General features: G+C 61.6%; 30 protein-coding genes. 7 read left to right on the forward strand and 23 right to left on the reverse strand.

What is annotated here, in order from left to right; translation table 11 throughout:
* Window positions 1-383: 383 nt before the first annotated feature.
* Complete coding sequence (orn, locus tag B0B52_RS19485; protein ID WP_077595336.1) at window positions 384-947, reverse strand: oligoribonuclease; 564 nt, start codon at window positions 945-947, stop codon at window positions 384-386.
* Between the two features lie 35 nt (window positions 948-982).
* Between orn and B0B52_RS19490 the strand changes: the two genes are divergently transcribed.
* The 3 genes from B0B52_RS19490 to rsgA all read left to right on the forward strand — a co-directional run bounded on the left by B0B52_RS19490 (window position 983) and on the right by rsgA (window position 3527).
* Entirely contained in the window at window positions 983-2269 is a 1287-nt protein-coding gene (locus B0B52_RS19490; protein WP_077595337.1) for a M48 family metallopeptidase, read from the forward strand.
* Window positions 2266-2583, forward strand: coding sequence for a 4a-hydroxytetrahydrobiopterin dehydratase (locus B0B52_RS19495; RefSeq protein WP_077595338.1), 318 nt, complete (start codon window positions 2266-2268; stop codon window positions 2581-2583). The genes B0B52_RS19490 and B0B52_RS19495 overlap by 4 nt, the downstream gene beginning before the upstream one ends.
* A 71-nt stretch (window positions 2584-2654) precedes the next feature.
* Entirely contained in the window at window positions 2655-3527 is an 873-nt protein-coding gene (rsgA, locus tag B0B52_RS19500; protein WP_254425794.1) for a ribosome small subunit-dependent GTPase A, read from the forward strand.
* Here the strand turns inward: rsgA and hisC are convergent.
* The 7 genes from hisC to rpsP all read right to left on the reverse strand — a co-directional run bounded on the left by hisC (window position 3521) and on the right by rpsP (window position 8916).
* A complete protein-coding gene (gene hisC, locus B0B52_RS19505; protein WP_077595340.1) occupies window positions 3521-4600 on the reverse strand; it encodes a histidinol-phosphate transaminase in 1080 nt (359 codons plus the stop codon). The two genes, rsgA and hisC, sit on opposite strands and share 7 nt — an antisense overlap.
* A gap of 20 nt (window positions 4601-4620) precedes the next feature.
* Entirely contained in the window at window positions 4621-5628 is a 1008-nt protein-coding gene (locus B0B52_RS19510) for a CobD/CbiB family protein (RefSeq protein ID WP_077595341.1), read from the reverse strand.
* 172 nt (window positions 5629-5800) lie between these two features.
* The gene (locus B0B52_RS19515; protein ID WP_077595342.1) at window positions 5801-6505 is read right to left on the reverse strand and encodes a CoA pyrophosphatase; all 705 of its coding nucleotides are present in this window, start codon (window positions 6503-6505) and stop codon (window positions 5801-5803) included.
* A gap of 68 nt (window positions 6506-6573) precedes the next feature.
* A complete protein-coding gene (gene rplS, locus B0B52_RS19520) occupies window positions 6574-6939 on the reverse strand; it encodes a 50S ribosomal protein L19 (protein WP_077595343.1) in 366 nt (121 codons plus the stop codon).
* Between the two features lie 130 nt (window positions 6940-7069).
* The gene (trmD, locus tag B0B52_RS19525) at window positions 7070-7849 is read right to left on the reverse strand and encodes a tRNA (guanosine(37)-N1)-methyltransferase TrmD (RefSeq protein WP_077595344.1); all 780 of its coding nucleotides are present in this window, start codon (window positions 7847-7849) and stop codon (window positions 7070-7072) included.
* Between the two features lie 137 nt (window positions 7850-7986).
* On the reverse strand, window positions 7987-8604 hold the full coding sequence (rimM, locus tag B0B52_RS19530; RefSeq protein WP_077595345.1) for a ribosome maturation factor RimM: 618 nt from the start codon (window positions 8602-8604) through the stop codon (window positions 7987-7989).
* Window positions 8605-8652: 48 nt separating this feature from the next.
* Window positions 8653-8916 carry a 30S ribosomal protein S16 gene (rpsP, locus tag B0B52_RS19535; RefSeq protein WP_077595346.1) on the reverse strand — a complete coding sequence of 88 codons (264 nt, stop codon included), beginning with the start codon at window positions 8914-8916 and terminating at the stop codon, window positions 8653-8655.
* Window positions 8917-9085: 169 nt separating this feature from the next.
* Here rpsP and B0B52_RS19540 point away from each other — a divergent pair, with 169 nt between their 5' ends.
* Genes B0B52_RS19540 through B0B52_RS19550 form a run of 3 tightly spaced genes read left to right on the forward strand, consistent with a single transcriptional unit; the run spans window position 9086 to window position 10639 of the window.
* Complete coding sequence (locus B0B52_RS19540; RefSeq protein ID WP_077595347.1) at window positions 9086-9634, forward strand: GNAT family N-acetyltransferase; 549 nt, start codon at window positions 9086-9088, stop codon at window positions 9632-9634.
* A gap of 8 nt (window positions 9635-9642) precedes the next feature.
* Window positions 9643-10119 (forward strand): hypothetical protein, encoded by a 477-nt coding sequence (locus B0B52_RS19545; protein WP_077595348.1) that lies wholly within the window; start codon window positions 9643-9645, stop codon window positions 10117-10119.
* Window positions 10106-10639, forward strand: a complete 534-nt coding sequence (locus tag B0B52_RS19550; RefSeq protein WP_077595349.1) for a GNAT family N-acetyltransferase — start codon at window positions 10106-10108, stop codon at window positions 10637-10639. Before B0B52_RS19545 ends, B0B52_RS19550 begins: the two co-directional genes overlap by 14 nt.
* A 17-nt stretch (window positions 10640-10656) precedes the next feature.
* Here the strand turns inward: B0B52_RS19550 and B0B52_RS19555 are convergent, their stop codons facing one another.
* Both B0B52_RS19555 and B0B52_RS19560 read right to left on the reverse strand, forming a co-directional pair.
* Window positions 10657-11667, reverse strand: a complete 1011-nt coding sequence (locus B0B52_RS19555; RefSeq protein ID WP_077595350.1) for an inorganic phosphate transporter — start codon at window positions 11665-11667, stop codon at window positions 10657-10659.
* A gap of 2 nt (window positions 11668-11669) precedes the next feature.
* Window positions 11670-12317 carry a DUF47 domain-containing protein gene (locus B0B52_RS19560; protein ID WP_077595351.1) on the reverse strand — a complete coding sequence of 216 codons (648 nt, stop codon included), beginning with the start codon at window positions 12315-12317 and terminating at the stop codon, window positions 11670-11672.
* Window positions 12318-12506: 189 nt separating this feature from the next.
* Here B0B52_RS19560 and B0B52_RS19565 point away from each other — a divergent pair, with 189 nt between their 5' ends.
* Window positions 12507-13676 (forward strand): dipeptidase, encoded by a 1170-nt coding sequence (locus tag B0B52_RS19565; RefSeq protein WP_077595352.1) that lies wholly within the window; start codon window positions 12507-12509, stop codon window positions 13674-13676.
* Between the two features lie 19 nt (window positions 13677-13695).
* Here the strand turns inward: B0B52_RS19565 and B0B52_RS19570 are convergent, their stop codons facing one another.
* The 13 genes from B0B52_RS19570 to B0B52_RS19630 form a co-directional block, all read right to left on the reverse strand.
* Window positions 13696-14058: a DMT family protein gene (locus B0B52_RS19570; protein ID WP_077595353.1), complete on the reverse strand. Its 363-nt coding sequence runs from the start codon at window positions 14056-14058 to the stop codon at window positions 13696-13698.
* 25 nt (window positions 14059-14083) lie between these two features.
* Window positions 14084-15043, reverse strand: a complete 960-nt coding sequence (locus B0B52_RS19575; protein ID WP_077595354.1) for an AEC family transporter — start codon at window positions 15041-15043, stop codon at window positions 14084-14086.
* A 37-nt stretch (window positions 15044-15080) separates the two neighbouring features.
* Complete coding sequence (locus B0B52_RS19580) at window positions 15081-15734, reverse strand: 3'-5' exonuclease (RefSeq protein ID WP_077595355.1); 654 nt, start codon at window positions 15732-15734, stop codon at window positions 15081-15083.
* Entirely contained in the window at window positions 15731-17644 is a 1914-nt protein-coding gene (locus B0B52_RS19585; protein WP_254425778.1) for a DUF294 nucleotidyltransferase-like domain-containing protein, read from the reverse strand. Before B0B52_RS19585 ends, B0B52_RS19580 begins: the two co-directional genes overlap by 4 nt.
* A gap of 640 nt (window positions 17645-18284) precedes the next feature.
* Window positions 18285-20396: a TonB-dependent receptor gene (locus B0B52_RS19590; RefSeq protein ID WP_077595605.1), complete on the reverse strand. Its 2112-nt coding sequence runs from the start codon at window positions 20394-20396 to the stop codon at window positions 18285-18287.
* 235 nt (window positions 20397-20631) lie between these two features.
* The gene (locus tag B0B52_RS19595; protein WP_077595357.1) at window positions 20632-21045 is read right to left on the reverse strand and encodes a hypothetical protein; all 414 of its coding nucleotides are present in this window, start codon (window positions 21043-21045) and stop codon (window positions 20632-20634) included.
* A 6-nt stretch (window positions 21046-21051) separates the two neighbouring features.
* Window positions 21052-21621 carry a DUF3299 domain-containing protein gene (locus B0B52_RS19600; RefSeq protein ID WP_077595358.1) on the reverse strand — a complete coding sequence of 190 codons (570 nt, stop codon included), beginning with the start codon at window positions 21619-21621 and terminating at the stop codon, window positions 21052-21054.
* A 36-nt stretch (window positions 21622-21657) separates the two neighbouring features.
* Entirely contained in the window at window positions 21658-21909 is a 252-nt protein-coding gene (locus tag B0B52_RS19605; RefSeq protein WP_254425795.1) for a hypothetical protein, read from the reverse strand.
* Window positions 21910-21922: 13 nt separating this feature from the next.
* Entirely contained in the window at window positions 21923-23125 is a 1203-nt protein-coding gene (locus tag B0B52_RS19610; RefSeq protein WP_077595359.1) for an ABC transporter permease, read from the reverse strand.
* Window positions 23126-23127: 2 nt separating this feature from the next.
* The gene (locus B0B52_RS19615) at window positions 23128-23778 is read right to left on the reverse strand and encodes an ABC transporter ATP-binding protein (RefSeq protein ID WP_077595360.1); all 651 of its coding nucleotides are present in this window, start codon (window positions 23776-23778) and stop codon (window positions 23128-23130) included.
* Window positions 23775-24305, reverse strand: coding sequence for a Fur family transcriptional regulator (locus tag B0B52_RS19620; protein WP_077595607.1), 531 nt, complete (start codon window positions 24303-24305; stop codon window positions 23775-23777). The genes B0B52_RS19615 and B0B52_RS19620 overlap by 4 nt, the downstream gene beginning before the upstream one ends.
* A 105-nt stretch (window positions 24306-24410) precedes the next feature.
* The gene (locus B0B52_RS19625; protein ID WP_139352025.1) at window positions 24411-24914 is read right to left on the reverse strand and encodes a hypothetical protein; all 504 of its coding nucleotides are present in this window, start codon (window positions 24912-24914) and stop codon (window positions 24411-24413) included.
* Window positions 24911-25213 carry a putative quinol monooxygenase gene (locus B0B52_RS19630; RefSeq protein ID WP_168173599.1) on the reverse strand — a complete coding sequence of 101 codons (303 nt, stop codon included), beginning with the start codon at window positions 25211-25213 and terminating at the stop codon, window positions 24911-24913. The genes B0B52_RS19625 and B0B52_RS19630 overlap by 4 nt, the downstream gene beginning before the upstream one ends.
* Window positions 25214-25258: the final 45 nt, after the last annotated feature.

Genomic DNA, 25258 nt, shown 5'->3' on the forward strand with positions numbered 1-25258 from the left:
CACTAAGCACTTGCACGCCGCCCCACTTGTGGTTTTGGGCAGGCGAACAAGAAACTACCACCTGCCGCGTAGCGGAAGGCTTCGTTTGTGGTTAATAAAACATCAACCATCAAACGAATATTTCGGTTCGGGCGACTTCCGGAAAAACCGGTGCCTGAAGCGATGGCTCTGCTAGGTAGAGCCCAAAAGTGTGAGGTAGATGTACAAATGCGGTGCACCCTGTGCATCCGGCAAGCCATCGATTATGGCATGGATTAGGGGTTTGTACCAGTCCGGCCAGCCCGAAAGACCCTTCGGCTACGCCAAGGCGATTTTCGCACCCTGCAGCTTGCTCTCATTTCAGGAGCTGCCTGCACCCGTCCCGTAAGGGGGAAAGGCCAATTTCACTTGAGAAAATGGGTCCGGTAATGCTCCAGCTCATCGATGGACTCGTGCACATCGGCCAGCGCAGTGTGACTTTGCTGCTTCTTGAAAGCGCTATAAACCTCCGGGCGCCAGCGCTTGGCCAGCTCTTTGAAAGTGCTGACATCGACATTGCGGTAGTGGAAAAACGCCTCCAGTTTGGGCATGTACTTCACCAGAAACCGCCGGTCCTGGCTGATGGTGTTGCCGCACATCGGCGAGGTGCCCTTGGGCAGGTATTGCGCCAGAAAGGCCAGCAACTGCTTCTCTGCATCGGCTTCGGTGATTGAGCTGGCTTTGACCTTGTCTATCAGCCCGCTGCGGCCATGGGTGCCCTTGTTCCAGTTGTCCATCTGCCCGAGCAACTCGTCGGACTGGTTGATCACCAGCACCGGGCCTTCGATACGCGGCGTGAGTTGCGGGCCGGTGACAACCACGGCAATCTCGATCAAGCGCTCCTTTTCAGGGTCAAGCCCCGTCATTTCGCAATCAATCCAGACCAGGTTCAGGTCAGATTTTTTCAGTAGGGGTTCGTTTTCAGCCATCTTGTGATTCTCGCTGATCGCCTAAACTTCCCCCCATGCCCGACAACTCATTCGCCTTCACCCTGCTGTTTTCGGCCGTTCTGGTGCTGGGGCTGCTCACCAGGTTTTACCTCGCCTCGCGTCAGATCCGCCACGTCGCGCGGCACCGCGACGAGGTACCCGCCGCTTTCGCCGGCATCATTTCGCTGGCCTCGCACCAGAAGGCTGCCGACTACACCATCACCAAGGCCCGCTTTGGCCTGCTGGAGCTGGCCTTTGGTACGGCCGTGCTGGTTGGCTGGACCCTGCTGGGCGGCATTGATGCACTCAACCAGGCGTTGATGAACTCCGGGCTGGCCGCTTACGGCAGCCTGGTTCCCCAGCTTGCGCTGCTGGCCGCCTTTGGCCTGATCAGCGGACTGCTGGACCTGCCCTTTACGCTGTATGGAACTTTCCGGATCGAGGAGCGCTTTGGCTTCAACAAGATGACCGTCAAGCTCTGGCTGACGGACCTCGTCAAATCCATGCTGGTTGGCATCATCATTGGCCTGCCCATCGTGGCCCTGATCCTCTGGATCATGGGCAGCACCGGTGCCTGGTGGTGGCTCTGGGCCTGGGGCGTGTGGATGGGCTTCAACCTGCTCGCCCTGGTGCTTTACCCCACAGTGATCGCACCGCTGTTCAACAAGTTCCAGCCACTGGAAGACGAAAGCCTGAAGGCCCGCGTGACGGCTTTGATGCAGCGCTGCGGCTTTGCGGCCAAGGGCCTGTTCGTGATGGACGGCAGCAAGCGTTCAGCGCATGCCAACGCCTATTTCACCGGGTTTGGCGCTTCCAAACGCGTGGTGTTTTTCGACACCCTGCTCAAACAGTTGAGTCCCGCCGAAGTGGACGCGGTGCTGGCGCACGAGCTGGGCCACTTCAAGCACAAACACATCATCAAGCGGATTGTTGCGATGTTTGCCATGAGCCTGGCGGGCTTTGCGCTGCTGGGCTGGCTGGCCACCCAAGTCTGGTTCTACACCGGCCTCGGCGTGCGTCCAAACATGGAAGGCAGCAACGATGCCCTGGCGCTGCTTCTGTTTTTGCTGGTGGTGCCGCTTTTCAGCTTTTTCATCTCGCCGCTGTTTGCCCAGCTGTCGCGCAAGCACGAGTTCGAAGCCGATGCCTACGCAATTGCACAGACTGACGGCAAGGACCTGCAAAGCGCCCTGCTCAAGCTCTACCAGGACAATGCCAGCACGCTGACACCTGACCCGGTGTTTGTTAAATTTTATTATTCGCACCCACCGGCCTCCGAGCGGCTGGCCCGCATGGCTGCACCTACCGGAACCACCGCATGAATCCCGTCCACCAGAATCGCCGCGCACTGAGCGCCACCGAAATCGTCACGCAACTGAGCCAGGTCAACGGCGAACAGGCCCAAGGCTGGCGGCTGATCGACGGCTCGCTGGAGAAAACTTTCAACTTCAAAAATTTCCACGAGACCATGGGTTTCGTTAACGCGGTGGCTTTCATTGCCAACGCAGAAGACCACCACCCCGACCTGTCGCTGAGCTACGGCAAATGCACCGTGCGCTTCAACACGCACGATGTGAACGGCATTTCGGTCAGCGACTTCTTCTGCGCGTCGAAGGTCGACGCGCTGCTGGCTTGACCACTGTTTCTTCCGCCGGGACATTGCCCGGCCTGGTGGTGGCCGGTTTTGGCCGGCATTGCCTGGTGGAGATGGCAGATGGCAAACGGGTCATCTGCCACCCGCGTGGCAAAAAGAGTCAGGCACTGGTCGGCGACCGCGTTCAATGGCTGCCTTCGCAGGACGAAGGCACGATAGAAAAAGTGGAAAAGCGCAGCAACCTGTTTTACCGGCAGGACGACATGCGCACCAAGTCCTTTGCGGCCAACCTTGACCAGGTCCTGATCCTGATCGCGGCCGAACCGGAGTTTTCGGAGAGCCAGCTGACGCGGGCGCTGATCGCGGCCGAGGCCGAACGCATCACACCCATCATTGCGCTGAACAAAAGCGATCTGGCTGAACCGTTTGCGCGCGCCTGGACCAAGCTGGCGCCCTATCGCGCCATGGGCTACCAGGTACTACCGCTGGCGGTCAAACCAAAAACCGCCACGCCTGTGGCCAACGATGCACAGACCGCCCAGTTGCGCGAACTGCTGCGCGGCAAGAAAACACTGGTGCTGGGCCCTTCGGGTGCAGGCAAGAGCAGCCTGACCAACTTGCTGATCCCTGGTGCGCAGGTGTTGACGGCCGAAATATCGCAGGCGCTCAATTCAGGCAAACATACGACCACCAGCACCACGCTGTATTGGCTTGATGACGCCCGCACCAGCGCACTGATTGACTCGCCGGGCTTTCAGGAATTCGGCCTGCACCATATCGAGCCGATGCAGCTGGCCAACTACATGCCCGACCTCAAGGCCCATGCGCAGGACTGCAAGTTCTACAACTGCACGCACCTGCACGAACCCGGCTGTGGCGTGATTCTTGAAGCAAAGTCGGCCTCTAGTCCAAGTGGAATCAGCGCAAGCCGCTATCGTTTGTATAGCGAATTGTTTGCCGAGCTGTCGCAGGCTCCGCGCTACTGAGCTGGCTCGGCAACCAGCGCGCGGCAGGCTTCCACCAACGCTGCGCACTGCGCCGGCGTCCCGACGCTCATGCGCAGGTATTGCTCAATGCGCGGCAATCTGAAGTGGCGCACCAGCACACGCATCTGCCGCAAACCCGCAGCCAGTGCAGCGGCATCATGCCCGGGATGACGAACCATCAGGAAATTGGCCTGGGACGGCAACACCTCAAAGCCCATCGCCCGGAGGTCGCGCGCAAGGTCTTCGCGGCTCGCCATGACGGCTGCACGCGTGGTTTCAAAGTACGCGTGGTCCTCGTACGCTGCCACGGCTCCCGCCAGCGCCAGGCGGTCCAGCGGATAGGAGTTGAAGCTGTCCTTCACGATCTCCAGCGCCTCGATCAGGTGGCGCTGGCCAGCGGCAAATCCCACGCGCAGGCCGGCCAGCGAACGGGATTTGGACAAAGTCTGCACCACCAGCAAGTTCGGGTAGCGGGCGATCAGGCCGATGGCACTTTCGCCACCGAAGTCCACATAGGCTTCGTCCACCAGTACCACGCACTGGCTCTGTTGCTGCAGCAACTGTTCGATATCCGCCAGCGGCAAGCCAGTGCCAGTCGGCGCGTTTGGATTGGCGATCACCACGCCGCCGCAGATTGACCGGTAATTCGCCACTTGGATGCGCATGGCGGCATCCAGCGGCACCAGCGCTGATTCAATACCGTATAAGCCGCAGTACACCTTGTAGAAGCTGTAGCTGATGTCAGGCATGAACAGGGGGCGGGCTTGCCGGAAGAAGGCGAAGAAGGCATGTGCCAGTACTTCGTCCGAGCCGTTGCCAGCAAATACCTGGTTGGCAGCGATGCCATGGTGGTCAGCAATTGCCTGCCTGAGGCGGGCAGCCTGCGGGTCGGGGTAAAGCTGCAGCCCCTCCTGCGCGGCGGCGGTGATGGCCGCAACAACGCGGGGCGACGGCGGGTAGGGATTTTCGTTGGTGTTGAGCTTGACCAGGCCTTCGATGACAGGCTGTTCCCCGGGTGTGTAAGGCACCAGCCCCCGCAGGGCCGGGCTCCAGAAGGAAGTCTCTGAAGTCATCAAAAACCGACTCGCAGCGGTCAGCCCAGCAGGCGTGCCAGCGTCAGCAGGGCCAGCAGCACCATCCAGAGCACAACCGAGCGCCAGACGAGGCCCACGATGCTGCGCAGATGTGCAACTTCCGGCTCGCGGCCGGGCATGCTTTCTGTGGCGACCGCGTCTTCCGGATCAACGCCGCTGGCCTGGAACCCCTGGGAGGCGTCGGGCGCAAACGCAGCCTTCAGCGCCTCCCCGCCCAGACGTACATTCACCGCACCCGAGGTCGCAGCGAGGATCACACCGTCATTGCGGTTTTCCGACTCGACCGGAGAACGCTGCATGTAGTTGCGCCAGCCGTCAATCGCATCCTCGAAACTGCCCACGACCGCGAAACCGAGCGACGTCAGGCGCGCCGGCACATAGTCGATCAGGTCCCACGCGCGTGCAGCCGCCTGCTGCAAGGCTGGACTGGCTCCTTCGCCAACCACTTTTCTTTTGTACGTCCAGTAGCGGGACACGAACTCGGCCATGCGGTACAACACGGCTCCGGCAGGCCCCAGCCCCAGTGCAGCCAGCACAGAAAACCAGGCCAGCACGCCGAACACATGGCGATGCGCAGCCAGCACCGAATACTCGATCACATGCCGCACGATTTCGCTGCGCGGCAGCTCGCTCGCATCGACCTGACGCCACTGCGCCAGCAGTTCGCGGGCCGTCGCTTCGTCGCCATCATCCAGCGCATCGCGTATGTCCGTGAAATAGTGGCTGAACTGGCGAAAACCAAGCGTGACATAAAGCACCGCAACGCTCCAGGCAAAGGCTAATACGCCGTTCACACTCCATAGCAGCCAGTGCACTGCCAGTGTGATGAGCGCCGGCACCACAACGGCAACGGTCCATGCTACCCAGCCGTGCTGCGGCTTGCCTGCATCCAGGCTGCGGCTGGCCCAACGCGCCCAGCGTCGCAAAGTGGCATGAATCGGGTTGCCGCGAGCCAGTGGCCGGGCCTGTTCAATGATGAGGGCGAGCAATACGGCGAAAAAACTCATGCTGGATGATACCGCCCCCACGTTCGCGCACTGCGTGTCGCTCTCTGCTCCCCGAGGGGGCGCTGCGCCTGCGGTCCGGCGAAGCCGGTCCCGCGGCCCCTGCTGGAAGAAGACAAGTTCTCGCCATCCGTTCGTCCTTAGCTTGTCGAAGGATGCGCCCTACATCCGACCGTCAGGCGCTTAGGAAACGATATAAATTGCGCAGCATGCCGGCAGTAGCACCCCAGATGTATCGCTCCTTGGCATCAGCACCCTCCGCGCCTGTGTAGGGCATGGACAGCCACTGGCGCAGCACCCCGTCAAACTCAAACGCATGGCGTCGGTGATTGGCGGGATTCATCAGATAGCGAAGGGGCACCTCAAAGATGTCGGCCACCTCGGAAGGGCTGGGCTGCAGCGCAAAACCCGGTTGCACCAGGGCCACCACCGGCGTGATGATGAATGCGGTACCGGTCACGTAGGTGGGCAGGATGCCCAGCACCTCCACATGCTCGCGGGTCAGGCCGATTTCTTCGTGGGCCTCGCGCAGGGCCGTGGCCACCGCATCGTGGTCGGTCTCGTCGGTTTTGCCGCCCGGCAGGGCAACCTGGCCGGAGTGGGTGGACATATTGCCCGCTCGCTCCGTCAGCAGCAGTGTCAGTTCATCGCGCATGACGAGCGGCAGCAACACCGCCGCCAGCGCAGGTTCCCGGTTGGAGAATTTTTTCTCGACGCTGTGCTCGGGCGTCCAGACTGGCGGGTGCCGAAAGCGCTGACGCAGTGCCTCCGGCGTCAACGCTTCCGCCGGCACACCGGACAGGTGTGTATCCACCCCGATCACCGGAATGCTGCGAGGGTCGAAGGCCGGCAATGGCTTGGTGAACCGGGTGGAAGACATGGGATGACAGATTAACAGGGCATAAAAAAAGCCGCTCCGAAGAGCGGCTTTTTTGCGGGCCGCTGTTTTTATGCAGCTTTGGCGCCCAGCTTTTCCTTGATACGTGCCGACTTGCCGCTGCGGCTGCGCAGATAGTACAGCTTGGCACGGCGCACGTCACCGCGGCGCTTGACTTCGATCTTGGCGATCAGCGGGCTGTAGACCTGGAAGGTCCGCTCGACGCCTTCACCATTGGAGATCTTGCGCACGATGAAGCTGGAGTTCAGTCCGCGATTGCGCTTGGCAATCACAACACCTTCAAACGCCTGCACACGCTTGCGTGTACCTTCAACCACGTTGACGCTGACAATCACGGTGTCGCCGGGGGCATACACGGGAATGGTCTTGTTCAGGCGGGCAATTTCTTCCTGCTCTAGGGTCTGGATCAGATTCATGATTTATTCCATCTAACTTTTTCGTTCATACACGCGCTACGCTAAAGACCGCAAATCCATGGACACATCAAGGATGGTCAAGATGGTTGCAGTGGCCGCCAGAGGACCGAAAAGCCTTTGATTATAGCGTTTATGCGTCCTGCTCCGGGTTTTCCATCAAATCCAGCAAAAAAGCCTCGTCACCAGCACTCAGACACCCCGCAGCCCTGGCTTTTTGCACCAATTCGGGGCGATGACGCCAGGTCAAGGCCAGCCGCTGGTCGCGGCGCCAACGTTCAATGTGGGCATGGTTACCCGACAAGAGTTTTTCGGGTACAGACTGGTCTCGCCAGTTTTCAGGCCGGGTGTAATGCGGGCAGTCAAGCAGTCCGTCCACCGCAGGGTTAAAACTGTCGAACTGATGGCTACCTTCGTCGTTGAGCACGCCTGGCTGCAAGCGGGCCACGGCGTCCAGCAAGGCCATGGCGGCGATCTCGCCGCCGGACAGCACAAAGTCGCCCAGGCTGATCTGCTGATCCACAAAAGTCTCAATAAAACGCTGGTCCAGCCCCTCATAACGGCCACAAATCAGCACCGCCCCGCTACTGGCTGACCAGTTGGCAACTCCAGCATGGTCCAGTGGCTGTCCAATGGGAGAAAACAGAACCACAGGGGCTTGCACATCGGCCGATTCTGCACGATCTGCACGTATGGCTTCCAGACAGCGTGCCAGCGGCTCGGCCATCATCACCATACCTGGGCCACCCCCGAAGGAACGGTCATCAATGCGGCGGTAGTTGCCTTCTGCAAAATCACGCGGATTCCAGAGCCTGACCGCAACCAGGCCTGATTCATAGGCACGGCGCGTCACGCCACTTGTCAGAAACGGCGCAAAAAGCTCGGGGAAAAGTGTGATGACGTCAAACCGCATGAGGAGTATTTTGCGCCATGAAGCGCCCGCAGCATCCCTAAACCAGCAGGGGCCGCGGATCTGGCTTTGCCAGTCCGCAGGCGCAGCGGCCCCCTCGAGGGGCAGGGAGCTACACGCAGTGAGCGACCGTGGGGGCTCTAGTAATCCGGCTGCCAGTCCACAGTGATGGTCTTGCCCTGCATATCCACGGCGTCCACATAGGCCGCCACAAAAGGGATCATGCGTTCAAGGGTCTGCTCGCCTTCGGTGTATTCAACACACAGAACCGAATGCGGGCCGGTGGCCATCAGGTCACGAACACAACCCAGGGCCACGCCTTCACGGTTAACGACATTCAAGCCCAGCAAGTCCACCCAGTAGTACTCGTCCTTGCCAGCCTTGGGAAAGCTGCTGCGTGGCACAAAAATACGCGCGCCGCGCAGGGCCTCGGCCGGTGTACGGTCGTCAATGCCGTCGAATTTGGCAACGACGGAGTCGGAGTGGGCTTTGGATTCGCTGACAGCCAGGGAAACCGTGCCGGAAAAAGCATCGAAACCTGGACGGTGTTTGGCGTCGGGGGGCTGTAAGAACCAGCGCCCGGAAGAAAAAAGCGCCTCGGAAGAGGCGCTGTGAGCCAGGACTTTCACCCAGCCTTTGACGCCCCAGGCGTCAAGAATGCGCCCGACTTCAACCGCATCGTCCGGCAAGCCAGACGACTCAAGGCCGGCTGGATTAGCCCCCACGCTGCTCACTCTGTGTAGGGCGCTGCCCCCCATGGGGGCGAATTTCCCTTGGGGCGGCCCGGCGGGAAATTGTCATTTCAATCAGGCGGCCTTGGGAGCAGCTGCCGAAGCACCCTGCTTGACCAGGCGCAGCACGGTGGGGGACGCTTGTGCGCCCACGCCGAGCCAGTGGGTCAGGCGGTCCTGCTCAATGCGCAGGGCTTCCTCGCCACCCTTGGCGATCGGGTTGTAAAAACCGATGCGCTCAATGAAACGGCCATCGCGGCGGACGCGTTTGTCAGCCACAACAATATTGAAAAAAGGACGGTGTTTAGAACCGCCGCGCGAGAGTCGAATGACGACCATGATTTATCCTTCGGGTGGCGGGGTGAAAAATCACCCCAAAATGTTCCTGCAGCGCTTGAGACACACGACATGGCACCCGGCCAGCGAAATGCTGCAAAGCCGTAGATTATAACCCGCCGACCGTCACTGTTCCACCCGCAGCCTTTCCCAACCTCTTTTGGCCACTCCCATGACCCTGATACGAGCCAGCGTTGACACCGATCTGCCAGCGATCACCGCCATTTATGCCCACCATGTGCTGGGCGGCACCGGCACCTTCGAAACCGAGCCCCCCAGCGTGACCGACATGGCCACGCGCCGGGCCGATGTGCTGGGCAAGGGCCTGCCTTACCTCGTGGCCGAAGAAAACGGCGCCGTAATCGGCTTTGCTTACGGCAATTGGTTCAAGCCCCGCCCCGCCTACCGCTATTCGGTGGAAGATTCGATTTACCTGGCGCCCGGGCTGCAGGGCAAAGGCGTGGGGCGCATGTTGCTGAGCGAGTTGCTGACGCGCTGCGAAGCTGTGGGAATACGTAAAGTCATGGCTGTCATCGGCGACTCGGCCAACGCCGGGTCGGTCGGCGTGCACCGTGCACTGGGCTTCACGCAGGTCGGCATTGTCGAGTCCTGCGGCTGGAAGATGGGCGCCTGGCGTGATATCGTGATCATGCAAAAGACGCTGGGTGCCGGCGACACCTTGCCGCCCCAGGACGCCGCGCCGCCCTCTCCTCCTGTCTGATTGCCTGCATGAAAAACAAGAACAAGACCCTGGCCACCTGGTTTGCATTTGCCGTTGGCCAGTTGGGCATTCATCGGCTCTACCTCTTTGGCTGGAAAGATGCGCTGGCGTGGGTACACCCTCTGGTGGCGGCACTGGGCTGGTGGGGCGTACAGCGTGTGCGGCAGTATGGCCAGGACGACCAGCTGGCTTGGTTGCTGGTCCCATTGCTGGGATTCACACTGGCAGCCACGGCCCTGACGGCCATCTATTACGGCCTGATGGCGCCTGAAAAATGGAATGCGCAGTACAACCCTGAACAGCCCACCGACAGTCCGTCTGGCAAGACCAACTGGCTCACCATGGCTGCCATCATTTTGGCATTGCTGTTCGGCACCATTGCCCTGATGTCCAGTATCGCGTTCAGCTTTCAGCGCTACTTCGAGTACCAGGTTGAGGAAGCCCGGAAGATCTCCCAACAGGAGCCCGTGAATGGACAACGCTGATTCCGGGGAGATCGTGATCCGTGCAGCCGAACCGGGCGATGCGGCGGCTATTTCTGCCCTTTTGGGTCGCGTAGGAACCTTCGAAGGTACGCTGCAGTTGCCGGACATGCCTGTTGCCTCGCGGGTCGAGATGCTGCAACGGGTGGATGCCCAGAGCTGCAGACTGGTGGCGGTGGCAGGAGGCGAGGTCGTCGGCATGGCCGGCTTGCACGTGCAGCAACCCAGCTTGCGCCGCAGCCATGTGCGCGGTTTGGGCATTGGCATTGCGCCCGAATGGCAACGCCGCGGCTTGGGTCGCCAACTCATGGGCCGCCTGCTCGGCTGGGCCGACCAGTGGGGCGGCGTGCTGCGCATCGAACTGTGGGTCCACGTGGACAACGAGCGCGCCATCGCGCTGTACCGCAGTTTGGGGTTTATCGAGGAAGGCCGGCACAAGGCCTACGCATTGAAGAACGGTCGCTATGTCGACAGTATTTCCATGGCACGCCTGCATCCGAACCCGCCCGGCATTGCTGGGTAGTTCCCAGACGCTCGGGCTTAGAACAGCTGCAGGCTGACCCAGTAAGCGACGCCGGCGACAAACGCCGAGGCAGGTATCGTGAAGATCCAGGCCCAGACAATATTGCCAGCCACGCCCCAGCGCACGGCAGAAGCACGCTGGGTCGAACCGACACCGACAATCGCGCCGGTGATGGTGTGGGTGGTGGACACCGGTATGCCCAGGCCAGTGGCCAGGAACAAGGTCAATGCCCCGCCGGTTTCCGCACAAAATCCGCCAACCGGTTTGAGCTTGGTGATTTTCTGGCCCATGGTTCTAACGATGCGCCAGCCGCCGAACATGGTACCCGCGGCAATGGCCACGTAGCAACTGATGATCGCCCACGTCGGCGGTGACGAGTCACTGGCAGAGGTGTAGCCAGTGGCAATCAGCAGCATCCAGATGATGCCGATGGTTTTTTGCGCATCGTTGCCACCGTGGCCAAGGCTGTAGGCGCCGGCAGAAACCAGCTGCATGCGGCGGAACCACCGGTCTACCCTGGACGGCGTGGCGCGCCGGTAAATCCATGCCACCAGCACCATCATCATCGAGCCCAGAAGAAAACCCAGCAGCGGTGACACAAAGATGAACGCCACGGTTTTCAGGATACCGGCTGAAACCAGCGCGCTGGCGCCTGACTTGGCCATCACCGCGCCGACAATGCCGCCAATCAGCGCGTGCGATGAACTGCTCGGAATGCCGTAATACCATGTCACGAGGTTCCAGGTAATGGCGCCTATCAAGGCACCGAACACCACATGCGTATCCACGATACCCGGCTGGACAATACCCTTGCCCACCGTTGCGGCCACGCTCAAGTGAAAAATGAAGATGGCGATGAAGTTGAACGACGCGGCAAACAGCACCGCCTGACCCGGCTTGAGGACACCGGTCGAAACCACAGTGGCAATCGAGTTCGCCGCATCATGAAACCCGTTCATGAAGTCGAACGCAATCGCCAGGAACACCAGCATGGCCACCACCCACAAGGCGGTTTGTGCGGTCTCCATGTTCAGGAGTTTTCGAGGACAATGCCCTCGATCAGATTGGCCACGTCCTCACACTTGTCGGTGATGGTTTCCAGCAATTCGTAAATCGCCTTCAGCTTGATGACCTCGCGCACGTCCGGCTCTTCACGGAACAGCTTGCTCATGGCTGAGCGCATCACGCGGTCGGCATCGGACTCGAGTTTGTCGATTTCTTCGCAGGTTTTCAGCGCCGCTTCCGCTGTGGCCGCATCGCTGAGCTTGTCAATCAATGCCACCGCATCCTTGAGGCGCTCGCAGCATTTGACGCTCAGGTCCGTCAGGCGCACGATTTCTTCGGTCATGTGCCGCACGTCGTAGAGCGCCATGGTTTCGGCGGAATCCTGAATCAGGTCGCACACATCATCCATGGTATTGATCAGCGAATGGATCTGTTCACGATCAATCGGCGTGATGAATGTCTTGTGCAACATCCGGTTCACCTCGTGGGTGATACGGTCGGCAGCGCGCTCGGCGTTGTCTACCTCGCGGTTGTAGGCTTCTCGCTTTTCCACATCGCTGTAGTTGGCCACCAAGTTGGAAAAGGCACGGGCCGCCTCCACAATGCGGTCGGCATGCTGGTTGAACAGCTCAAAAAAATTGCCTTCACGCGGCAACAGCTTGCCAAACAACATCTTCAACTCCTGGGAGGGTGCATGTCCTGGGACATGACAAATTTGTGACAGACAGGAGTTTAACCGCGAGGCTCATACCGTCCATCCGGGGCCCATCTGGCAAGCGCAGCATCGGTTGTTGGGCTTTTTTGCCTATAAACGGTACAGTTCACTTCAAATTGTCCCCACGCCTGATCGCACAACGACACCATGAAGCACAAAAAACTCCTGATCGCCGTGTTGGTTCTGGTCCTCGCGGGTCTGGCCGTGTTGTTCAGTTTGCCCACGATTGTGGACAAGCGCATGAACACCCTCGCACTGGCGCCGCCTTACACCGCCAGTGAAAAAGCCAAAACCCTGCATGAAAAGCTGTTCGTTGCCGACCTCCACGACGACGCGCTACTCTGGTCTCGCGATCTCCTGCATCGTTACGACTACGGCCACACCGATCTGCCGCGCCTGCTCGAAGGGCGCGTGAGCCTGCAGGTTTTTTCAACCGTCACCAAAACGCCTAAAGGCCTTAACTTCGAGCGCAACTCGGACGACACCGACAGCATCACCATGCTGGCCATGGCGCAGCGCTGGCCGCAGCGCACCTGGGGCAGCCTGCTGGAACGCGCGTTGTACCAGGGCGAAAAGCTGCATGCAGCCGCAAAAGACAGCGGGGGCGCCATGCGTGTGGTGCGCTCCCAGGCCGACCTGGCGGAGGTATTCGCCGGCCCGGCCCCCAAGGGTGGGCGGCTGGCCGCCGTGCTGGCGACGGAAGGCCTGCACCCGCTGGAAGGCAAACTGGAGAATGTGGACAGACTTTATGACGCCGGCTTTCGCATCACCGGCCTCACCCACTTTTTTGACAATGAACTGGGTGGTTCCGCCCACGGGATGAAGAAAGGCGGGCTGACGCCATTCGGCAAAGAAGTCGTCCGCCGCCTGGAAGAAAAACAGATCATCGTGGACCTGGCCCATGCCTCACCCAAGGTGATTGACGACGTGCTGGCCATGGCAAAGCGGCCTGTGCTGGTCTCGCACACCGGCGTGCAAGGCACCTGCCGCGGCCCGCGCAACCTCAGCGACGCGCATATCAAGGGCATTGCCGCCACAGGTGGTGTCATCGGCATCGGTTATTTTGAAGGCGCAGTCTGCGGGCTGGATGTGGCATATATCGTCAAGGCCATACGCCACACCGCCAACATCGCGGGTGTCAAGCATGTCGCGCTGGGTTCGGATTTTGACGGTGCCATCAAGGCCAGCTTCGACACCACCGGCCTGGTGCTTCTGACGCAGGGCTTGCTGGAAGCCGGTTTCAGCGAAAGCGACGTGGCCGGCATCATGGGCGGCAACGTGTTGCGTCTGCTGCAAGCGCAATTGCCGCCGCGCTGAAGCCTGACTCGGCAGGATCCTAACTGCTGCGGAAGATGAAATACACCGCACCCACCATGCAAAGCGCCGCCCACAAATAGTCAAGCTTGAGCGGCTCGTTGAGATAAAAAACCGCAAAGGGCACAAACACGGCCAGCGTAATGATCTCCTGCATGATCTTGAGCTGGCCCACGCTGTACATGGTGAAGCCAATGCGGTTGCCCGGCACCTGAAGCAGGTATTCAAACAAGGCAATGCCCCAACTGACAAGTGCCGCGATGTACCAGGGCGACGTCGCCAGGTTTTTCAGGTGGCCATACCAGGCAAAGGTCATGAAAACGTTGGACAGCAGCAGCAGGCCAATGGCTTGCGCGGAAACGGGAAGCGACTGTAGAAACTGCATGAAAACTCCGTATCACTCGTTGCGGTCAGCCCAGGTAAGGCAGCAGCGTGAAAACCAGCGTCAAGCTCAGCAACGCCAGCGCCGTTGAAACCACCACGCTGGCTGTCACAAGCTCCTCGGCCACTTCATAGCGCTGCGAGAACAAAAACACGTTGGCCCCAATTGGCAGCGCCGCCGCCACCACCATCACCGTCATGGGCAAGCCCCCAACGCCCAGCAACCGGCACAGCAGGGCCACCAGCAAGGGATGGATCAGATTCTTGATGCCGGCCAGGGCCAGTGCCTGCCGCCAGTGTTGGCCCACCGGCGTATTGGCCAGCGTCACGCCAACCAACACCAGCGCAAGCGGGCCAAAGGCAAGAGCCAGCATTTCCAGCGGTTTGTCGATCACGCCGGGGATCACCCAGCCGGTTTGCGCAAACAGCAGCCCCGCAATGATGGGCAGAGGCACCGGGTGCAACAACGCATTTCTGACAGCCATCAGTACAGTGGCTATCGCGTGACGCGGCGCACCACCTTCCATGCTTGTACCCTGGCGCGCTTCACGCGCCACAGCCAGCTCGAGTACCACGGTGGCACTTGTCAGCAGCACCAGCGCATGAACCGACACCAGCGTGAGCAGCGTCACCAGCCCGGCCGGCCCGTACAACAAGCTCACCAGGGCAATGCCGATCATGACCGTGTTTGAAAAAGTATTGGCCAGCGCCAGCACCGCGCCGCGGCGGTTAAAACCCTGCACCGCCAGCGTGCCGCCAAACAAAATGGCCACTGCCAGGAAATACGCCGCCACCGGCTTGAAGTCGAGCTGTTCGACATTAACCTTGCTCATGGTGCGAAACAGCAGCGCCGGCGTGAGAAGTAAAAAAATCAGACCTGAAAGATCCCTGATGGCCGCAGCCCTGATCCAGCCAAGGCGGCCGGCCATGAAGCCCGTGGCAATCAGGAGAACCACCGGAAACAGGGCGGCAAAAACAGGCGAATTCATCCGGCGATCTTAGCCGCCGGCGCAATGTGGGGACTGATCAGGCCCGGGCTATCCAGCGCTGGTGGGCCGCCAGTTTTTCAACATCGCTCCAGGAATGGCACTGCCCGGCCATTTTCGGCCATATGCGCAGCAGCAACTCGCATTCGGCCAGGGTGTCGGCCGCCGCCTGGTGCCGTGGTGTGCAGACGATGCCGAAGTGAGCCAGCCATTCGTCGAGAGCGCGCGCCTTCACCTTTTCGTGGGTCACCGCGCACAGCTGCTCGATGTCCACCCAGCGGTTCGGCAGCGCTGCGCCAAGATGTTCCAGCACATGCCGGCCAATCATGGCCTGGTCAAAAGGGGCATGAAAGGCCAGCAGCGGCGAGTGGCCGATGAAGCGTTCAAACGCGCGCAGGGCTTCTTCGGTCGGCATCCCTTCGCGCTGGCGCTGCAGCCCGATGCCGTGCAGCAGGATGTTGTCCCTGCTGGATCCCACCGAGGTCTGGCGCAGCACCACCTCAAAGCTGTCACCCGGCAGGATGCTCAGGCGCTTGCGTTCCCAATCCACCTGCACGGCAATGGCGGCAATCGCCAGCAACTGGTCGCGTTGCGGGTCCAGCCCGCTGGTCTCCACATCAAGCACCACCCAGCGCGTCTTGTCCACACCGCCCAGCGCGGCAAAGGGCTTTCGGAGCCAATCCGCCCAGCTCATCGTTCGTAGTCCAGTTGCAGGCGCTGCTGCAACGAGCGCGCCACGCGAAACGACTCGCGCAGGATGCGCCTGTCAATGTCGTTCAGACGGTCCACTTTCAGGTGGTTGGGCTGGTGTGGCGGCGCGGCGTCTTCAAGCTGAACCCGCAGGCGCAGTGTCTGCAAAAACTCGAAGCCGCTGACCCAGGCCTGGTACTCCCCCGCGGCCAGCCCCAGCAGCGGCCCGACGGCTTCGAGCCGTTCCCGCGTGTTGGTGGCGGTCACGCCGCAGCTGAGCGAATAAATGCGCGCGACATCGACAAAAATCGCGGCTCCCTGGAGCTTGAGGTCAATCATGCCGCCATCGTCCACGGCAATGCTGCCGGTCCAGTTCAGCGGCGGGCTGTGAGTCAGCGCATTGGCTGCCAGCTGCTTGATGAAACGCGGTGCACGCCGCGCAGCTTCGCTCACCTCCCGGCGCAGGGTGTCGGCCATGCGGTCGTCACCGGCCAGCGGCCGGAAGTCGAAGTAAATGCTCGCATTGAGCAGATCGTCGGGCGCGCCGTGTTCTATCCAGTGCGCAAAGCGTTCGCGCCACTGGTGCAGGGTCAGGCAGCAGGCCGGCTCGCCGGCCATGACACCGCCCTTGCACAGGGGGTAGCCGCAGGCGTCCAGCGCCACATTGACGTCGCGGGCAAAACGCAGGGCGGCCTCAAGCTGCTCCGGCGTGGTGTCGTCCGGCAGGATCAAGGCGTTGTCCTGGTCGGTCGCAATGGTCTGCTCGCTGCGCCCTTCCGAACCCAACGCCAGCCAGCACATGCGGCTCAGGTCCAGACCATGCGCCTGCGCCTGAATCTCCAGCAGGCGCAGGGTCAGCACGTCATTGAGGTGGCTGATCAGCACAGTGAGCTGGCGCGCGTGCACACCCTGGCCCAGCAAGGTATGCGCAAAACGCCGGATGTCCAGCGCCACCATCTTCAGGGTGTCAACATCGGCCGCCGAACGTATCGAGGTGCTGACCTGCTTGAGGCTCAGTCGCTGCATGGCAAACAGGTCTCGCTCCGACACCATGCCCACCGCCACTCCCGCACGCGTAACCGGCACATGGCGAATGCCGTGTTTGCTCATCAGCAAGGCCGCGTCCAGCGCTGTGTGTTCATGCGTCAGCGTCAGCACCGGCTGCACCATGACCTGCGAGATCGGCGTGTCCAGCGACAAGGCCGGCAATGTCACACGGCCCAGGATGTCGTAACGCGTGAGGATGCCCAGCGGCCGCTGCCCCTCGTCGGTGACCAGCATCGAACCGATGCGCAGCTGGTGCATTTGAGCGAGTACCTCGCGCAGCGGCGTGTCGGGCCGGCAGCTCACCGGCGCCTGACTGGCCACATCGCCCAGCGGCGTTTCCAGCGACTGCTCAGCCAGCGCCTGCGAGGCATAAGCCACCTGCAGGGCGCGCCGCGAGAGGTCCAGGAATTTGAGGGTGCGCCGGTTCAGGAAGTCGGCAAACGGCGGGCTCAGCACGGCCAGCGCATGCATGGAAGCCAGCGGCAACGCCAGCACAAAGGTGTCTTCCACCGCGCGGTAAGTCGCGGTGACGGCGCGCTGCGCCAGCGCCGCGCTGACGGGAAAAAGTTCGCCCGGTTCATAGTGAAAAGCCCCGCCCGACAGCTCGGCCAGACCGCGCTCGCCAATCACCGCGCCCTGGCGTATGAAGAACAGTTCCTTGACAGGCCCACTGTCGGGCTCGATCAGTCGCTCTTCGGGGGCAAAGTAATTCTGGCGGGAATGGCTCAGGAAGAAATCCACCTCGCCGGCCTGCATCTGCGCAAATGGCGGATGCCGCATCAGCTCTTGCCGCAAATTGGCCAGCAGGCTGCTGGACGGACTCAGATCGGTATTGAGCGAGGCTAGAGGCTGGGCTGCATCCGTCACGGTCGTCTCCTGGTGTTTGGAAATCATTATCCGGGAAGGATGTGCTGTTGTGCTGATTCAGCGCAAGCAGCATTGATGCGCGCTCATTCTCACTTTTCGCCGTTCGGGCTGAGCTTGGCCTGTTCTGAGCTTGTCGAAGGATCGAAGCCGTCTTTGCCTCCAACGTTTGTGGTGTGCCAGCAAGCCGGGGGTTGCCCGGCGGCAACTCACTTTCTTTTTGCGTCGCCAAAAAGAAAGTAAGCAAAGAAAAAGGCGACCCTGCTGTCTGCGTCCCCTCCGCTGCGCTGCGGGGCAACCTGCGGTGCTCGGTCCAGCCGGGGTCGAGCTCGAACTCGCCTTCGGCTCAGACAATCGCTCGCCCTGATCCGGCTAGACCTGCGCTCCTCGGCGCATACAGAAGGGTGGGGGATAAAGCGGGTGCGGATTCGGGTACAGATACGGATACGGGGAGACATGACGCGCGAAGCGCGTCAAGTCGGGGCACGCGGCCGCCATGTTTGCACGCGCTTGTAGCTCACGCGGCCAAATGAAGTCCCCCTCCATCGCCCAGCGGGGCGAGGGAGGGGCTAGGGGTGGGAGTGGGGAGTTGCGCCTACTGTCAACAACACATCCGAGGCGCAACGTGACGCTTGATAGAAACCTAAAAACTCGCCTGCAAACCCACCTTCAAACTACGCCCCGGCAGCGGCGCTTTCGGAAACGCCGTGCTGGTCAACACCGAACTCGCGCTGTAGGCCAGCTTGTCGGTGATGTTGTCCAGGCGTGCATACCAAAGCAGCGTGGCGACCCCGGCCTTGACACGGTACGACGTGGCTGCGTTCCACAGTGTGTAAGCCGCGGTTTCACCGGTGGGCGGCGCCGGCACGCGTTTTTGTGCGGCGTTGTGGTCGAAGCCCAGGCTGGCACCCCAGGGCCCGCTAGCCCACAGCAGCGAAGCACCCACACGCCACGGCGCAATGCGCGGCAAGGGCTGGCCGTTGTTCAGGTTGGTGGCGCGCACCACGTCGCCGCGCAGTGCCAAGTCCACCGTCGATGCGCCTTCCAGCAGCCGGATGTTGCCGCTGGCCTCGATGCCAGTGAAACGCGCCCTCACCTGCTCGTAGCGGAATTCAGCCAGCGGCTTGAACTCTGCCCCCGAAGCGGTAAAGCCCGGATTGCCGGCGTCTTCCACCGGATTGACTTCACCGTCTTCCGCATTGCGCGTAACGCCCGGGGTTTGGTTCAGCGCGATGTAATTCTTGAAGCGGCTGACATAGGTGTTGACCTTGAAGCTGTGCCCGCCCGACTTCCAGGCCGCGCCCACATCGAGGTTGCCGGACTGCTCCTTCGCCAGGTTGGCGTTGCCAACCTCGTAAGCCGCGGTGGCAATATGCGGGCCATCGGCGAACAGTTCGTAGTCTTTCGGCGCGCGTTCCGTATAGGCCAGGTTGCTGGTGAGCTGCCAGCCTGGCGCGGCATTCCACAGAGCCCCCAGCGCATAGCTGCCGGGCTTGAACTCTTTGGTGGCGGGTGTGAAGCGCGCGACCCTCGGATTGCCGAACGACTCCACCTTCACCGACTCCAGCCGCCCGCCCAGGCTCAGCTTGCCCCAGCCGGTGGCCAGCTCTTCATAGGCAAACACGGCCGACTGCGCGGTTTTGCTGTAAGGCGCAAAGGCCTCGTTGCCGTCTGCAGAAAACCGGTTGGACTCGGTCTGGAAACCCAGCACGCCGTCAAAGTTGCCGAATTTCGCGTGCCGCGCCTCGAGACGAAAGTCGCTGCCCTTGTTCTTGAACACCGTGCCGGTGGTCGCGCCTTCGAACTCGGTGTGGCCATAGTCCGTCTGGCTGTATTGGCCCTTGATGCTCTGGATAGGCCCCCCAAGATTGCGCACCTCGCCTTCAAGGGCATACCGGTCCGACTTCATGCCGATGGTGACTTCGTCCTCGGCCACCGTGCCATAGGTACTGCGGTAGTTGCTGGCCGACGCGCCGAGGTAACCGTTGTCAAAGAACATCGAGCCACCGACAGCCCCGCCACGCACATCGCTGGCCGAGTTGCAGATGCGGCGGGACCTGGTAGTGACTCCGGCCTTGGTGCAGTTCAGGTCGCGCGGTGCGCGCACATCGCTGGTCTGGCGGTCGAAGGCATCGACATGCAGGCTGTAGCGATGGTTGCCGCCTTCGAGCAACACGCCCTTGCCGCGCTCCGAGTTGCCGCTGGCCAGGCTCAGGTCGGCCTTGCCGCTGATGCCGCCTTTCTCGTCGAACTGCGCCTCGCGCGGAATGCGGTTGTCAATCACGTTGACCACACCGCCGACCGCACTGCCACCATAAAGCAGGGCACCCGGGCCACGCAGCACCTCAATGCGTTCGATGCTGATCGGGTCGGCCGTGACGGAATGGTCATAACTCAGGCTGGAAGCATCCAGCGTGCCGCCGCCATTGCCCAGGATGCGAATACGGTCGCCGTCCAGCCCGCGGATGATGGGCCGGCTCGCGTTGGGGCCGAAGTAGGTGCTGCTGACGCCGGGCGTGCCGTCCAGCGTTTCACCGAGCGTGGTTTTGGAGCGCAGTAACAGGCCTTCGCCGGAATACTGGGTGGCCGGGGCAATCAGGTCGGTGGCGCCCAGCGGGTTGCCGGTGACGGTGATTTCTTTCAGGGTGGGCGCAGCAGCCGGCGCCGGCGTCTGGGCCTGGGCCGCTGTGCAGCTGAGGGCAAGCAGGGTCAGGGACGCCGTGCCGATGGCACTGCGGGGAAATGGTTTTTTCATGATGGCTCGTTGAATCGGAAACAGAAAACGCCGGGCAGCGGCCTTGCGGCCGCGCCCGACAACTTCGTCGGATCCTTTGCGGAACTCAGCGCAGTGACTGGCACCGCAGGTCGGGATGGGATGCAAGGCGCAATTTGCAGCCAATAGCATGGCTATTGGCAAGGATTGCAACGCCGCAGACCGCCCGATCCTGCGGATGCCGGGCACGCGATGGGTTACGCAGAGGGTCCGGTATTCAACGAGCCCGGGGCGGACCACGCGCTTCGAAAAGCGCAGCCCGGCGAGCGAGTACTTCGCCTTCTAGAAACTGAAAAACAAACGAGGAAAGTGACATCGGCAACGCCAGCAGGGGCACAGCCGGAAGCACATCACTGTGGCAAAGCTGATCGAAGACGCGGCAATCCAGATCGTCGGCATGCACAGAGAAAAGATCGGCCAGCCAGCCATGACCGTCCGCATGTTCATCCGCATGTTCATCGGCGTGTTCATGCGCTTGCTCAACGGCTGAGCCTGCATGGCTTGCCGCAACTTGCTGGCCGCTGCCAGCGCCGTGAACCAGGCCATGCATCTGGCCCAGCATGGGCACGAGCAACAACACCAGGGCCAGATAGCCCCATGCCGCCCGCCACGCCATGCGCCTGAAGACCATGTGGGCTTACTTCACCGTCACCGCATCGGTGATGCGGTAATAAAGGCCATAGGGATCGTCATGCAGCACCTGCAGGCGGCCCTCGACCACCACCACCTCCATGCTGTACTCCACCGGGGTTTTGGTCTTGACTTCCACCATGCTTTCCGGCCCGCCCGGCAGGCAGAAAGAGCAAGTCAGCGGCACCGACGACAACAGAAAATGGCGCTGCTTCTTGCCCGGCTCCAGCGGCATCATGAAACCCTGGATGCGCTGGGTTTTGCCGTTCATGCCGAGCTGGGTTTCGCCAAACACCGGCAGGATACGGTTCTTCTCGTTTTTGGTTTTCACGTCGGTCAGCACCGACCAGGGCACCACGTCCGTACGCGGGGCCAGCGGTGCAAACGGGCTGTTGGCGCCGTGTACACCTGCGCCCTGCCCGACCGGAAGCTCAAGGCCGCCCGGCGCCGCCTTGCCTGCTGCGGGCTTTGCACTTCCGGCAGGCAGGGGCGAGCTCAACTGCGCATGCGCGCTGCCGGCGGCCAGCATCAGCACCAGCAGTGAAATCCTGAGGGCGGTGAAGTCAAAGCATCGCATGAGGTTCTCCGGAAAAGTTTGAAGCAGGTCAGCGCATCAGTGCGCGTGTTTCATGCCGCAGTATTTACCCACCGCCAGCCCTTTGCAAGAGGCCTGCAGCTCTTTCATGCAGACGTCTTCTTTCTTGCCCGATTCCAGGCACTTGGCAGCCGACTCATGCGCTGCGGCCATGGCGCGGTGGCGCTGCACGTCTTCCTTGGTTTCCTTGTCGCTGTGTTGCGCATTTGCTATTGAAAACATAGCTGTCAGCGCAAGTGCGACAAGGGCCGGAAGCATTTTTGGCATCATGATTTTCATAAATTCACCTTGATTGAAGCAGTTCAAACACATCGGCCCGGTAAGCCTCGTATGCGGGCAGCAGCGCCGACAGTAGCGCCACACCCACGGCCAGCGCCGGGACACTCCACAATTCGACCGGCCACGAGAGCCCGCCGATCAACACCGATTTATCCAGCTGCAGAAACCAGGCCAGCGCCGCCATCAGTTCCTGCCCCGCCAGCACACCGAACACCGTGGCCAGTAATGCCAGCCACAGCGCCTCGCACAGCAACAGCGCCGCCACCTTGCGCGGCGGCGCGCCCAGCATGCGCAGCAGCGCCAGGTCGGCGCGGCGCTCGCGCACCGCGCTCCACAGGGCGATGAAAACACTCAGGCCGGCCGTCAGCAGCAACACGCCCGCCAGCGCGCGCATCACGTCGGTGCCCACGCCAATCATGTTGAGCAGGCGCGTGATCTCCAGCGCCGGCGCGGCAGCCTGCATTTCAGTGCTGCTGTTCACGAAGCGTGGAAAGGTCACCGCCGCCAGCGGCGTGCGGTATTGAATCAGCGCCAGCGTCAGCTCACGTTCTTCTTCCAACACCTTGCGGTCGTCGGCGTCCAGCGCGCCATCACCTTCATGCACCTGCCAGACCGACTCGGTGGCCGTCAGCACCAGCCGGTCCAGCACCGAGCCGCCGCCGGCCAGCACGCCGCTCACAACATACGGCGTCTGGCCATGGCTGTCACCACCGCCGCCCAGGCCGTGGCTTCCGGCAAAACGGTCACCCACTTTCAGCCCGCTTTGCGCCGCCACCTGCGCGCCCAGCACCGCCTGCATGGGCGCCGTCCAGACGCCGCCCTGCGCAAACTCGGCTTTGTAATGCATGAGGTAGTCCGGCGTGGTGCCCACAATGCGAAAGCCACGAAAACTGTCCCCCAGGCTGATGGGAATCAGTTTGGCCACTTGCGGGTGTTTCTCAAGCTCTTTCACCGCAGCCAGCGGTATGTTGCCGGTCGGTGCGTCGATGTGGAACACGCCCGAAAGAATCAGCTGCATCGGGCTGCCCTTGGCCCCCACCACCACGTCAATGCCGGCCAGGTCGCGCTCAAACGCTTGGTCGATCTGGTGGCTGGCCAACAGCACAAAGCTCAGCGACCCCAGGCCCAGGCTGAGCAGCAGCACATTGAGCCCGGCCGACAGCGGCCGTGACCAGAGGAAACGCCAGGCAAACGCTATTGTTTTCATAGCTATTCGCGCCCGAGGAATAAGGGCTGGAAGCCGATTTGGCCATCAAGACTGGCCGCAACGCGCGAATCATGCGTTGCAATCACCAGCGTGGCGCCCTGTTGCCGGGCCGTGGCCTGCAGCAATTGCACCGCCTGCCGCGCTGCGTCATCGTCCAGGCTGGCCGTGGGTTCGTCTGCCAGGATAACCTGCGGTTTCAGCAGCACCGCACGGGCCAGTGCCACGCGCTGCGCCTGCCCGCCCGAAAGCTGCGCCGGCTTGCGCGCGGCCAGTTCCTGCACGCCCAGCGCTTTCAGCGCTTCACGGATGCGCGCGTCGTCCTGCGGCTGCCCGGCAGCCCACTGCGCAATCGCCAGGTTGGCGTGCACCGTCAGCGCGGCGCTCAAATGAAGTTTCTGGGGCAAAAAGCCAATCGTCCGTGCACGCCACGCATCACCCGCCACTTTGCCCTGCACCTGCAGCGACTGCCCGGCGACCGTGATGTCACCGCCACCCGGGCTCAGCAAGCCAGCCGCCAGCGCCAGCCAGGTCGATTTGCCGGAGCCCGAGACTCCGCGCAGCAGCAACACGCCGCCCTGCGCGACGTCGATGTCTTCAAACCTGAGTTCAGCGCCGCCGGAATACTGGTAGGCCAATTGCCGCGTGCTGATCACCTGACTGCGCTCCGCTTGGGGTGGCCGCCGGTGCTGCCCGTCGCGCAGTCGGCACATACGCCGCGCACGGCAAAGTCCAGGCTCATGCCCTGGTAACCCAGCGCCTTGAGAGCATCAATCGCAGATTGCGCCGCCCGCTCCAGATCGCCTGCGTTGGCTTGCAGGGCACCTTCCAACGGGCTGTCGCGGTGGCAGCTTTGGCATTCAAAGTGCGGCATGGAGTGCACACTGTCGGGCATGGCCTGGTAGCGCCGCACGCGGCTGGCGTCCACCCGGCAGAGCAGCAGGCCAACTTGTGTGAGCCGGTCAATCAGGCGGTAGAGCGTGACGCGGTCCAGACCCGCGCTGTCGCCCGCATCGCCCTCGCCCGCCAGTGCCACCTGTAACTGCGCATGCGTGTAACTCGTGTCCGGATGCGCGAGCAGCCAGCCCAGCACACGACGTGCGGCAATCGTTCGCCGCAAGCCGTGCGCGGACAGCAAGGTATCTATCGGGTCTGCTTCGTTGTGGTGGAGGATGGTGGACATGGGATTTCGGGCGACATGCGCTGCGAGTGGCTTGATGCCATAACGCAATTTGGTTGCATTATCGCCGAAACCCTGGAGCCTGCGCCGACTCACATCTGTAAAAAATCAGAGTGATGTTCCGGGCCCAGCGGCATGGGCGACCCGAATGCCGAACTCTTTGCGAATGTCGCGCAGGGGTATGCGCAGGTACTGCTCAAAATTGTTCCAGGGCCAACGGCTCCGTTGCCGCGCACAGCGAACCAGGGTGCGCGGAATCAGGAAGAAGACCGACTGAACTATGGAAAGCAGCACATCGATGACACGCAGCTTTTTGTAAATCTCCAGCGACTCATGGAGCTGGTACCCGCGCAAAATGCCAAAGCCGCCGGTGCTGCCGAACAGGCTGGACAACTTGACGATCGCTTCATCGTTGAGCGCGTTTCCGCACCCGTACACCACATGCACAGCGTCGTGGCAACGGAAAAACTCCTGCGCCTCCGGTGACATGCCGCGCCCCTGCGCAAGCCCCGGGTTCAAGCGGTAATACTCGGCCACACCTTCGGCCAGCGTCTGCGGTGAGTCCTGCTGTTCAAAGGCGTGCATGTTCACCGATGAATTCGGTAGTTTCATAGCCGGGAATCCGCATCAAATGCCATTTCCAGAATCTGAGGCTCCCCAACGGTCGCAGCGCCAAGGGCAGCAGCGTCATTGCGGGCACGCAATGCCGTTTCGCTGCTGGCATCCAGTGCCTCACGTGAGGCCCAGAGCGAAACACCCACAAACCGACCCTGCGCCCGGTCAACATAGGCCTGGTATCCGATAAAGCCCACGTGCTTCGAGAAAGCGGGCACCACCCGATCGCGGAACAAGGTGACAACTTCTTCCAACCTCTCAGGTGGCGCTTCAAAGGTTCCGATACGCGCTTGCATGCTTGTTGTCCTTTTCATCATAAGAGCCAGGCCTTGCCCCCGAAA

Source organism: Polaromonas sp. A23 (assembly GCF_002001015.1).
Lineage (GTDB): Bacteria > Pseudomonadota > Gammaproteobacteria > Burkholderiales > Burkholderiaceae_C > Polaromonas.